We start from the raw sequence: 11,433 nt of genomic DNA, 5'->3' as shown, positions 1-11,433 counted from the left end.
AAAACCCCCGTTTTGTGTTTTCAAGGCGTGAATCATCCCTTAAAATGACAAAACGGGTGCGAAGGCGCTTCGGATCGGGGTGGGGAGAGGGGGCTGGGAGCTACCCTGGTTGGGTGCGTCCGTTAGGTGGTGGGGCCTGCTGTCCAGTGGCTGATGGTGCCCTGGTGGATGGTTGCGTAGATGGTGTCCCTTGCTCTGTTGGCCTCGTCGTCTGAGAGGGTGCGGGTCAGGTCTCGTAGGACTACTCGTAGTAGGACGTTCTTTTGGCCGGGTTTTGCGCCTAGTCTTGCTGCTGCTGTTGGGGGTAGGTCCTCTATGGGGGTTTCTGAGAGGATTTTGATTTCTTCTGCTAGGTCGCCGATGGCTGTTCTTACCTGGTCGCCTAGGGTTTCGTCGTCTGCGTGGGCGTCTACTGCTACTGAGAGGTCTCTGGTTACCGGGGGGTGTTTGGAGACCTGTTTGTAGGGGGTCAGGTCTTGCATTTGGGTGGCGATTCTTGGGTCTGTCGCTGTCAGCAGGCGGATGTCGGGGATGTTTTTGCGGAGCATGAGTAGGCGGTCCAGGCCTAGGCCCAGGGCGATGCCGGTTACTGTCGTGCCTAGGCCTGCTCGGTCGAGGACGTGTCTGGCTGCTTGGCCGCATTCGGCTACTTCCAGCCAGGTGCCGTCTACCAGGACGTCTACCTGGTGGCCGTTTTCCGTGTAGGGGTGGGTGGCTGGGATGAGGCGCAGGGTGGCGTTGGGGAGTGCTGCCCTGACTGCGGTGACCACCAGGTCGTTCAACTGGGTGGGGGTGTGGCTGATGCGCCAGAGGTCCAGTTGGTGGGGGGTTCCTGTGTGGATGCGGTCCACCGCGTCTCGGCGGTAGACGGCACCTGTGCAGGCCAGGAGGACGTCGGTCCAGGTGTTGTCCTCTGCTGCGAGGCGGCGGAGTGACAGGGGGATCATGGCGCTGGTGTGGCTTCTGAGGACTCGGTTGTCGTCGAGGTAGCGCGTGTAGCGGGCGTCCCTGGTGATGGCGTCCGGTGGGTAGCCGAGGTTGGTGTAGTTGTCGGCGATGGTGGTGATGGGGTCCTCGCGGACCACGCGTAGGTCTGCCGTGCCTTGTGTGGCTTTGAGGATGTCGTTCAGGAGTAGTTGGATCGCGTGGGGGCCCTGGGTGGGGTCTGTGAGGTCGCGCGGAAGCATTGCGGTGTCCTGTCGGTGAGTGTGGACGGGCGGGGTTTCCCCTCGGCCGGTCCTGTCACCGGGTGTGGATCAGCGCAGGCCGACTACCCCGGCGACCGGTGCTCCCGGCCGGGGGTGGGTAAATCGGCGCGTCACGTGCACGTCGTCAACGGTAGCAGGGGGATCAAGCATGATGTGCGCATGCTGACGAACAAGGGCGCCGACTTCGAGTCGTTCTGGAGCGAGCGCCACCTGTGCACGTTGACGACGGTGCGGGCCGACGGCACGCCGCACGTCGTGCCCGTCGGGGTGACGGTCGACGTGGAAACCGGTGTGGCGCGGGTCATCACGTCCGGTGGGTCGCACAAGGTGCGGCACGTCCTGGCGGGTGGTGAAGGTGGTGTCGCCGCTGCTGTGTGCCAGGTGGACGGTCGTCGGTGGTCGACGTTGGAGGGTGTGGCCGTGGTGCGGCGCGAGGCTGACGTGGTGGCGGATGCGGAGCGTCGGTATGCCGCTCGGTATCGGCAGCCACGGGTGAACCCGCAGCGTGTCGTGATCGAGATTCGGGTCACGCGTGCGTTGGGGACCGTGTGATCGCGGTCGTCGGCATCGGGGTCGACGGGTGGGACGGGCTGTCGCCCGCCGCTCGGGACGAGGTCGAGGCCGCGCAGGTGTTGATGGGGAACACGCGGCAGTTGGAGATGGTGCCGGGGGACTTCGAGCGGATCGCGTGGCCGTCGCCGATGCTGCCCGCGTTGCCGGGGCTGTTCGAGGCCAATCGGCACCGGCGGGTGTGCGTGCTGGCCAGTGGGGACCCGATGTTCCACGGGATCGGGTCGACGTTGATCCGGTTGCTGGGGCGGGAACGGGTGCGGATCGTGCCGCACCCGTCGTCGGTGTCGTTGGCTTGTGCGCGGTTGGGGTGGGCGGTCGACGACGTCGACGTGGTGAGCATGGTGGCGCGGCCCGTTGAGCTGCTGCACCCGGTGTTGGCTCCTGGGCGGCGGGTGTTGGTGTTGGGGTCTACGCCGTTGGCGGTGAAGGACCTGCTGGTCGAGCGTGGGTACGGGGCCAGTGTGGTGACGGTGTTGGAGCGCCTTGGGGGGCCGGGGGAGCGAATTCACGAGGATTTGTCCTATGTGGATCCGTTGCATGTGCTGGCGATCGAGTGTGTTGGTGCTGCGGTGTTGTCGCGGGTTCCTGGGTTGCCTGATGACGTTTACGAGCACGATGGGCAGTTGACCAAGCGTGAGGTGCGTGCTGTGACGTTGGCGCAGCTCGCGCCCGCGCCGGGGCAGTTGTTGTGGGACGTTGGTGCTGGGGCCGGCTCGATCGCGATCGAGTGGGCGCGGGTGCACCCGGCTTGTCGGGCGTTCGGGATCGAGCACCACGCCGAGCGGGCCGAGCGGATCGGGCGGAACGCGCGGGCGTTGGGGGTGCCCGGTGTGCACGTGGTGGTGGGGAAGGCGCCGGAGGCGTTGAAGGACCTGGAACGGCCGTCGGCGGTGTTCATCGGTGGTGGGTTGACCGTGCCGGGTGTGGTGGAGGCGTGTTGGGAGGCGTTGCTGCCCGGTGGGCGGCTCGTCGTGAACGCGGTGACGATGGAGTCGGAGGCGGTGATCGCGCGGTGGCACCCGGAGTTGGGTGGGGACCTGACGCGGATCGCGATCAACCGGGGGTCGCCCGTGGGTGGGTTCACCGGGTGGCGGCCGCACATGCCGGTGACCACGTGGGCCGTGACGAAGGACGTCGGATGAGGGAGTTTCGATGACCGTGCACTTCATCGGCGCCGGGCCCGGTGCCGCCGACCTGATCACGCTGCGGGCGGCCAGGTTGCTCGGCTCGTCGCCGGTCTGCCTGTACGCCGGGGCGCTCGTGCCGGACGAGGTGCTGGAGCACTGCCCGGCGGGCGCGAGGCTGGTGGACACGGCGAACTTGACGTTGGACGAGATCGTGGCCGAGCTGGTCGCGGCACATGAGGCCGGGTTGGACGTGGCTCGGCTGCACTCCGGTGATCCGTCGGTGTTCAGCGCGATGGCCGAGCAGATGCGGCGCTTGGACGCTGTCGGGGTGCCGTACGACGTGACGCCGGGGGTGCCCGCGTTCGCGGCCGCCGCGGCGTCGTTGAAGCGGGAGCTGACGGTGCCGGGGGTGGGGCAGACCGTGGTGCTGACCCGGACGTCGGCGCGGGCCACGCCGATGCCGCCCGGTGAGGACCTGGCGACGTTGGGGGCTTCCGGGGCGACGATGGTGTTGCACCTGGCGGTGCAGCGGATCGAGGAAGTGGTGGCGGAACTCGTGCCCCACTACGGGGTCGAGTGCCCGGTGGCGGTCGTGGCGCGGGCCAGCCGGGAGGACGAGGTGGTCGTGCGCGGCACGTTGGCCGACATCGCTGAGCAGGTGATCGCGGCGGGCATCAAGCGCACGGCGGTCATCGTGGTGGGGCGGGTGTTGAACGCGTCGCAGTTCGTCGACAGCCACCTGTACTCGGCGGAGCGCTGCCGGTCGTGATCCTGATTCTCGGGGGAACTGGGGAGGCGCGGCGGTTGGCCGGGTTGTTGCCCGGTGAGGTGGTGTCGTCGCTTGCTGGGCGGGTGAGTGATCCTCGGTTGCCCTCGGGCGAGGTGCGGGTGGGCGGGTTCGGTGGGGTCTCTGGGCTCGTGGAGTGGTTGCGGGCCAACGGGATCACGGCCGTTGTTGATGCCACGCACCCGTTCGCGGCGGGGATCACGGCCAACGCGGTCGCGGCGACGGCGGTGGTCGGTGTGCCGCTGCTGGTGTTGCGGCGGCCGGGGTGGGAGCAGGGCCCTGGCGACGACTGGCGGTGGGTGGACTCGTTGGAGGAGGCCGCCGTCGACCTGCCGGGGGAGCGGGTGTTCCTCACGACCGGGCGGCAGGACATCCGGGTGTTCGCCGGGGTGGACCGGTTCTTCCTCGCTCGGTCGGTGGAGCCGCCGGAACCGCCTGTGCCCCAACGGATTCGTGTGCTGCTGGAGCGGGGGCCGTTCACCGTGGACGGTGAGGTGGCGTTGATGCGGGAGCACGCGATCGACGTGCTGGTGACCAAGGACAGCGGGGGTGAGCAGACCTCGGCGAAGCTGGTGGCCGCTCGGATCCTGGGGATTCCGGTCGTGGTGGTGCGGCGGCCGCCCGCGCCCGCCGCGCCGACCGTGGAGACGGTCGACGCGGCGGTCGAGTGGGTCAGGCGGGGTAGCGCCGGGGGGTGAAGACCTGGCCCTGACCGGTGATCCTGGTCGTGGTCGAGCCGATCAGCAGCAGGCAGCGCATGTCCACCACCGACGGGTCCAGGTCGGCCAGGCGGACGACGCGGACGTGCTCCTCGGGGCCGCCGACGTCGCGGCCGATCACCACGGGGGTGTCCGGGGAGCGGTGGGCCAGCAGCAGATCTCGGGCGGCCTCGACCTGCCACGTGCGGCTGCGCGACGCCGGGTTGTAGATCGCCAGCACCAGGTCGGCCTTGGCGGCGGCTTCCAGGCGGCCCGCGATGATCTCCCACGGCTTCAGGCGGTCCGACAGGGAGACCACGCAGTAGTCGTGGCCGAGTGGTGCGCCGACCCGGCTGGCGACGGCGTGCGCGGCGGTCAGGCCGGGGAGCACGCGGACCGGGACCGAGGAGAACTGCTCCTCGTCGCCGACCTCCAGGACGGCGCTGGCCATCGCGAACACGCCGGGGTCGCCGGAGGACACGACGACCACCCGTGACCCGGACTTGGCCAGGTCCAGGGCGAACGCGGCGCGCTCAGCCTCGACCCGGTTGTCCGACGGGTGCTTGCGCTGGTGCGGGTTCGGCGGCACGCGGTCCAGGTACGGGCCGTAGCCGATCAGGTCGTCGGCCGACGCCAGCGCGTCGCGCGCCTCCGGCGTCAGCCACTCGCGACCCGCCGGGCCGAGGCCGACGACCACGACCTCGCCGACAGACGTGCGTTTCCGGGGCTGCGAGGGGAGAACGGCCAGCGAGAAGTACGGGACGGTGTCCGGGTCTACTTCGGACAGTGGCGCGGTCCGCTGCTTGCCGGTCGTGGCGCGTTCCACGTACCAGGCGTCGTCCAGGCGTCCGGCCGACTCCAGCGCCGTGCGGACGCCCTTGAACGTCCTGCCCAGCTTCATGATCGCGGCGGAGTCGGTGTGCGCCAAGTGGTCGGCGAGCACGTCCGGCGGCAGCGTGCCGGGCAGGATCGTCAACACCTCGTCGCGCTCCACCAGCGGCCTGCCGAGCACCGCCGAGCCCGCGCTGACCGACGTCACGCCGGGCACGACCTCGGTCGGGTACCTGTCGGCCAACCGCTTGTGCAGGTGCATGTACGAGCCGTAGAAGAACGGGTCGCCCGCCGCCAGCACGACGACGTTCCGCCCGGCGTCGAGGTGCGCGGCCAGTCGTGCGGCGCACTCGACGTAGAACTCGTCGATGCTGCCCTGGTAGTCGTCGGTGTCCTCGGTGGTGACCGGGTACACCAGCTGCTCCTCGACCTGCCCCTCGCGCAGGTACGGGGCGGCGGTCGCCCGAGCGATGCTGCGGCCGTGGCGCGCGCTGTGGAACACGACCACGTCCGCCGCGCCGATCAGCCTGGCCGCCTTGACCGTGACCAGTTCCGGATCGCCGGGACCCACCCCGACGCCGTACAGCGTGCCCGTCATTCTTCCTCGCTCGCGATCGCGTTGACGGCCGCCGCGGTGATGGCGCTGCCGCCCCGACGTCCGCGCACGACCAGGTACTCCAGGCCCAACTCGTTGGCCGCCAAGGCTTCCTTCGACTCGACGGCCCCGATGAAGCCCACCGGGATGCCCAGCACGGCTGCGGGCTTCGGCGCTCCCGCGTCGATCATGTCCAGCAGCCGGAACAACGACGTGGGCGCGTTGCCGATGGCCACGACCGCCCCCTCCAGGTGGTCGCGCCACAGCTCCATCGCCGCCGCGCTGCGCGTGGTCTCCAACCGCGCGGCCAGGTGCGGCACGCGGCTGTCGCCCAGCGTGCACAGCACCTCGTTGTCGGCGGGCAGCCGCTTGCGGGTGATGCCCGCCGCGACCATGGTGGCGTCGCACAGGATCGGCGCGCCCGCCAGCAGCGCGGCGCGGGCGTCCGCGACCACGTTCGGCGAGAAGGCGATGTCCTCGACGAGGTCGACCATGCCGCTGGCGTGGATCATCCGAACCGCCACCCGCGAGACGTCGGCCGGTAACCCGCCGAGATCCGCCTCGGCGCGGATCGTGGCGAACGACCGCCGGTAGATCTCGGCACCGTCCTGGAGGTAGCTCGTCAACTCGTCTCCTCGTAGCCGTCGCCGGTCGCGACGAACTCGATCACGTCTCCGGACGGTCGTCCGCAGCGTCGTGCGCAGCCCGCCCAGTGCACCGGTCGGGTGTGGGGGGTGCCCAGCCAGTTCCGCGCGTCGGTCCGCACGTCGGCCAGCGACTTGGCGCAGCCCGGTCGGCCGGTGCAGGCGGTCACGCCGTGCCAGGGGGAGTCGGGGTCGGTGATCAGGCCGAGCCCGGTCAGGTCGGGGGAGCCGGGGAGGACCAGGCCGCGCCACGGCGTGAGCCGGAGCCCGGTGTCGAGGTCGGCGAGGGCGGCGGCTTGGTGGGCGTCGAGGCGGCCGAGGGGGGCTCCGACGACGAATTTGTCGCCCGCCGGGCCGGGGAGCGGGGGAGTCGTGGTGACGGGGAGGCGTTCGGCGGTCGGGGTGCCGAGGGCCGCGGTGATCCGGGCGACGAGGTCGGGCACCTCCGCCAGTCGCCACGCGCTGCCGCGCTCGGCGGCGAAGAGGCGGGCGGCCTCGATCACGGCGGCCACGGGGTCGGTCGGCCGGAGGCCGGTGTCCTTCCCAGCGAGCAGGAGGGCGTCGCCGATCAGGCCGATGTCGCCGCCCAGTCCGGCGACCTCCGCGCCGACCGTGACGAGGAAGCGGCCGGGGAGGTCGGCGAGTGCGGGAGTGGCGCAGATCGCGTCGTCGATCTCGTCCACGACGGCCTGGGTGGTGTCGGAGAGGGGCGCGGCAATGATGTTGCGCACACGTTCGTGGGTCAGGGAGGGCAGCAGGCCCGCCGCGGCCATCCGCTCGCCGAGCTCGAACTGGGCCCCGTCGGCCAGGCCGCGGATCTGGACGTTGGCCCGCGAGGTGAGTTCCAACTGGCCGTCGCCGAGGTCGGCTGAAGCGGTCACGATGGCCCTGAACTGGACTTTCGTCAGCGTGCCGCCAGGGACGCGGAGGCGCGCGAGGCCGCCGTCGGCCGCGGGGTGCACGTCGATAGCGCCTGGACAGGCGTCGGCGTGAGTTCGCTCCTTCGGCACGCGCCGGATGCTACGTGACGGCTGTACTGTCAGGCCGAACGGCGAAGCAGCGAGGAAGTCGGTGCGAATCCGACGCGGTCCCGCCACTGTCACCGGAGTGATCCGGGAGCCAGGAACTCCGCTCCGCCGTGTGCCGACGACTTGGGGCGAGGACCCCGGAGTGGAGCTTTCGCGTGATCCTGCTGCTGTCGACCTCCGACACCGACCTGCTGTCCGCACGGGCCAGTGGCGCGGACTACCGGCTCGCCAACCCCTCGCGCCTCGGCGTCGACGACCTGCCCGAGCTGGTCGAGGGCGCGGACGTGGTCGTCGTGCGCATCCTCGGCGGTCGCCGCATGTGGGAGGAGGGCCTGGACGCCCTGCTCGCGGGCCCGCGCCCGGTGGTCGTGCTCGGCGGCGAGCAGAACCCCGACGCGCCGCTGATGGAGCTGTCCACGGTGCCCGGCGGCGTGTGCGCGGAGGCCCACGCCTACCTCGCGCACGGCGGCGCGGCGAACCTCGCGGAGCTGCACAACTTCCTGTCCGACACGATCCTGCTGACCGGCAACGGCTTCGCGCCGCCTGTCCCCGCGCCCAACTGGGGCCTGCTCGAACGCCCGGAGCCCGCCGGTGACGGCCCGACCGTCGCGGTCCTCTACTACCGCGCCCACCACGTGGCCGGGAACGTCGCCTTCGTGCACGCCCTGTGCGACCAGATCGAGGCCAAGGGCGGCCGCGCGCTGCCGGTGTACTGCTCGTCGCTGCGCACCGCCGAGGCCGAGCTGCTGGCCGTGCTGGGCACCGCGGACACGCTGATCGTCACGGTGCTCGCGGCGGGCGGCAGCAAGCCCGCCACCGTCGGCGCGGGCGGCGAGGACGAGGCGTGGGACGTCGGCGCGCTGGCCGCGCTGGACGTGCCGATCCTCCAGGGCCTCTGCCTGACCAGCAGCCGCGCGGCGTGGGACGAGAACGACGACGGCCTCTCGCCGCTGGACACCGCGACCCAGGTCGCGATCCCGGAGTTCGACGGCCGGATCATCACGGTTCCCTTCTCCTTCAAGGAGATCGACGAGGACGGACTCACCGTCTACGTCGCCGACCCGGAGCGCGCGGCGCGCGTGGCGGGCATCGCGCTGGGCCACGCCCGCCTCCGCCACACCCCGCCGTCCGAGCGCAAGATCGCCGTCATGCTGTCGGCGTACCCGACGAAGCACTCCCGCATCGGCAACGCCGTCGGCCTGGACACCCCGGCCAGCGTCGTGCGGCTGCTCACGGCGTTGCGGGAGCAGGGCTACGACATCGGGGCTCCCGGCGAGCTTCCCGGCGTCGAGCAGCTGGACGGCGACGCGCTGATCCACGCGCTCATCGCCGCCGGCGGGCAGGACCCGGACTGGCTGACCGAGGAGCAGTTCACCGGCAACCCGGTCCGCATGACCGCCGCCCGGTACCGCGCGTTCTTCGCCACGCTGCCCGAGGACACGCGCGCGGAGATGGAGCAGCATTGGGGGCAGGCGCCCGGCGAGCTGTTCGTGGACCGGTCGAAGGACGCCGACGGCGAGATCGTCCTGGCCGCGCTGCGGGCGGGCAACGTCGTCGTCATGGTGCAGCCGCCGCGCGGCTTCGGCGAGAACCCGATCGCGATCTACCACGACCCGGACCTGCCGCCGAGCCACCACTACCTGGCCGCGTACCGCTGGCTGGCCGACGACTTCGGCGCGCACGCCGTCGTCCACGTGGGCAAGCACGGCAACCTCGAGTGGCTGCCCGGCAAGACGGTCGGCATGTCCTCGGGCTGCGGCACCGACGCCGCCCTCGGCGACCTGCCGCTGATCTACCCGTTCCTCGTCAACGACCCCGGCGAGGGCACCCAGGCCAAGCGCCGCGCCCACGCCACCCTCGTCGACCACATGGTGCCGCCGATGGCGCGCGCCGACAGCTACGGCGACATCGCCAGGCTGGAGCAGTTGCTGGACGAGCACGGCAACATCGCCGCCATGGACCCGGCGAAGCTGCCCGCCATCCGGGCCCAGATCTGGACCCTCATCCAGGCCGCGAAGCTGGACCACGACCTGGGCTTGGAGGACCGCCCGCACGACGCCGAGTTCGACGAGTTCATCCTCCACGTCGACGGCTGGCTCTGCGAGATCAAGGACGTCCAGATCCGCGACGGCCTGCACGTCCTCGGCGAGGCCCCCACCGGCGACGCCCGCGTGGGCTTGGTCTTGGCGATGCTCCAGGCGAAGCAGATGTGGGCGGGCCAGGTCGCGGCCCTGCCCGGCCTGCGGGAAGCGTTGGGGCTCAACGAGGACGGCTCCGAGACCCGCACGACGACCGACGACATCGAGACCACCGCCCGCGCCCTCGTCCAGGGCATGGAAGACGCCGGGTGGTCCCGTGAGGCCGCGCGCACGTTGACGGACTCCGACCAGGTGGCCCGCATCCTGGAGTTCGCGGCCGACGAGATCGTCCCCCGCCTGGCCCGGACGACGGACGAGATGACCAACGTCCTGCACGCCCTCGACGGCGGCTACGTCCCGGCGGGCCCGTCCGGTTCACCGTTGCGCGGCTTGGTCAACGTCCTGCCCACCGGCCGCAACTTCTACTCCGTGGACCCGAAGGCCATCCCGTCGAGGCTCGCGTGGGAAACCGGCCAGGCCATGGCGGACTCACTGCTGGCGCGCTACCGCAGTGAAACCGGCGAATGGCCGCCTTCGGTGGGGTTGTCCGTTTGGGGCACTTCCGCCATGCGCACGTCCGGCGACGACATCGCGGAAGTGTTCGCACTCATGGGCGTCCGCCCGGTCTGGGACGACCAGTCCCGCCGCGTCACCGGCCTGGAACCCATTCCCCTGGAGGAGTTGGACCGCCCCCGCATCGACGTGACGGTCCGGATCAGCGGCTTCTTCCGCGACGCGTTCCCGCACGTCGTGGCAATGCTCGACGACGCCGTACAACTGGTGGCCGCCCTGGACGAGCCCGCCGAGTCCAACTACGTGCGGGCTCATGCCCAGGCTGACTTGGCTGAACACGGCGACGCCCGCCGCGCCACCATGCGGATCTTCGGCTCCAAGCCGGGCGCGTATGGAGCGGGTTTGCTGCCGCTGATCGACAGCCGGAACTGGCGAGACGACGCCGACCTGGCCGAGGTGTACGCGGTGTGGGGCGGCTACGCGTACGGCAGGGAACTCGACGGCGTGCAGGCCCGACCCGACATGGAGTCGGCTTACAAGCGGATCGCCGTGGCGGCCAAGAACATCGACACGCGCGAACACGACATCGCGGACTCGGACGACTACTTCCAGTACCACGGCGGGATGGTCGCGACCGTGCGCGCTCTGACGGGGAAGGCGCCAGCGGCATACGTCGGCGACAGCACCCGGCCGGACGCGGTGCGGACACGGACGTTGAACGAGGAAACGACCCGGATCTTCCGGGCACGGGTGGTGAACCCCCGGTGGTTGTCGGCCATGCGGAAGCACGGGTACAAGGGCGCGTTCGAGTTGGCGGCCACAGTGGACTACCTGTTCGGGTACGACGCGACGACCGGCGTGGTAGCCGACTGGATGTACGAGAAACTGGCCGAAACGTACGTGATGGACCCGGAGAACCAGAAGTTCATGACCGAATCGAACCCGTGGGCGTTGCACGGGATTTCGGAGAGGCTGCTGGAAGCGGCAAACCGGGGAATGTGGGAACACCCGAACCCGGAGACCCTGGAAGCGCTCCAGGCTGTGTACTTGAGCACCGAAGGGGACTTGGAGGACCGGTAGGGGCGTGGGCGGCCGCTTGGGGACAGGCGGCCGCTCACGACGGTCCTTCGGTGGGCGGCGCGGGATGGCTGGGCTGTGGTGTTCCCAAGCGGCTCCGCCTGACCAGCCCCGTGGCTAAAGCGGGAGCACGCAACCTGGGCGACACCCAGACCCCCGCCGCCACCCCGATCCTAAGCGCAGTTCGTGCTTTTCAAAGTTTGTCAAGGCGTCT

At 70.4% G+C, this 11,433-nt stretch carries 9 protein-coding genes and 1 riboswitch; of the genes, 5 read left to right on the top strand and 4 right to left on the bottom strand.

What is annotated here, in order from left to right:
* Window positions 1-122: 122 nt before the first annotated feature.
* Entirely contained in the window at window positions 123-1,187 is a 1,065-nt protein-coding gene (locus ACFWW9_RS43955) for a hypothetical protein (protein WP_390389221.1), read from the bottom strand.
* A gap of 180 nt (window positions 1,188-1,367) precedes the next feature.
* Between ACFWW9_RS43955 and ACFWW9_RS43950 the strand changes: the two genes are divergently transcribed.
* The 4 genes from ACFWW9_RS43950 to ACFWW9_RS43935 are packed head-to-tail and all read left to right on the top strand — an operon-like array spanning window position 1,368 to window position 4,393.
* Entirely contained in the window at window positions 1,368-1,760 is a 393-nt protein-coding gene (locus ACFWW9_RS43950; RefSeq protein WP_390389219.1) for a TIGR03618 family F420-dependent PPOX class oxidoreductase, read from the top strand.
* Window positions 1,757-2,923 (top strand): precorrin-6y C5,15-methyltransferase (decarboxylating) subunit CbiE, encoded by a 1,167-nt coding sequence (cbiE, locus tag ACFWW9_RS43945; RefSeq protein ID WP_390389217.1) that lies wholly within the window; start codon window positions 1,757-1,759, stop codon window positions 2,921-2,923. The genes ACFWW9_RS43950 and cbiE overlap by 4 nt, the downstream gene beginning before the upstream one ends.
* Window positions 2,924-2,933: 10 nt before the next feature.
* Window positions 2,934-3,677, top strand: a complete 744-nt coding sequence (gene cobM, locus ACFWW9_RS43940; protein ID WP_390389216.1) for a precorrin-4 C(11)-methyltransferase — start codon at window positions 2,934-2,936, stop codon at window positions 3,675-3,677.
* The gene (locus ACFWW9_RS43935; protein ID WP_390389223.1) at window positions 3,677-4,393 is read left to right on the top strand and encodes a cobalt-precorrin-6A reductase; all 717 of its coding nucleotides are present in this window, start codon (window positions 3,677-3,679) and stop codon (window positions 4,391-4,393) included. Before cobM ends, ACFWW9_RS43935 begins: the two co-directional genes overlap by 1 nt.
* Here ACFWW9_RS43935 and cobJ read toward each other — a convergent pair.
* The 3 genes from cobJ to ACFWW9_RS43920 are packed head-to-tail and all read right to left on the bottom strand — an operon-like array spanning window position 4,368 to window position 7,473.
* Entirely contained in the window at window positions 4,368-5,822 is a 1,455-nt protein-coding gene (gene cobJ, locus ACFWW9_RS43930) for a precorrin-3B C(17)-methyltransferase (RefSeq protein ID WP_390389214.1), read from the bottom strand. The genes ACFWW9_RS43935 and cobJ overlap by 26 nt on opposite strands.
* A complete protein-coding gene (locus ACFWW9_RS43925) occupies window positions 5,819-6,445 on the bottom strand; it encodes a precorrin-8X methylmutase (RefSeq protein WP_390389213.1) in 627 nt (208 codons plus the stop codon). The genes cobJ and ACFWW9_RS43925 overlap by 4 nt, the downstream gene beginning before the upstream one ends.
* Window positions 6,442-7,473, bottom strand: a complete 1,032-nt coding sequence (locus tag ACFWW9_RS43920; RefSeq protein WP_390389211.1) for a hypothetical protein — start codon at window positions 7,471-7,473, stop codon at window positions 6,442-6,444. The genes ACFWW9_RS43925 and ACFWW9_RS43920 overlap by 4 nt, the downstream gene beginning before the upstream one ends.
* Before the next feature lie 51 nt (window positions 7,474-7,524).
* A riboswitch (cobalamin riboswitch) is annotated at window positions 7,525-7,592 on the top strand.
* A gap of 54 nt (window positions 7,593-7,646) precedes the next feature.
* Here ACFWW9_RS43920 and cobN point away from each other — a divergent pair.
* Entirely contained in the window at window positions 7,647-11,222 is a 3,576-nt protein-coding gene (cobN, locus tag ACFWW9_RS43915) for a cobaltochelatase subunit CobN (protein ID WP_390389209.1), read from the top strand.
* Window positions 11,223-11,433 lie beyond the last annotated feature (211 nt).

The sequence above is a fragment of the Umezawaea sp. NPDC059074 genome (assembly GCF_042738955.1).
In the GTDB taxonomy this organism is placed as follows: Bacteria; Actinomycetota; Actinomycetes; order Mycobacteriales; family Pseudonocardiaceae; genus Umezawaea.
Note: the sequence above shows the minus strand (reverse complement) of the source record. Positions and strands in the feature narration are given on the sequence as shown.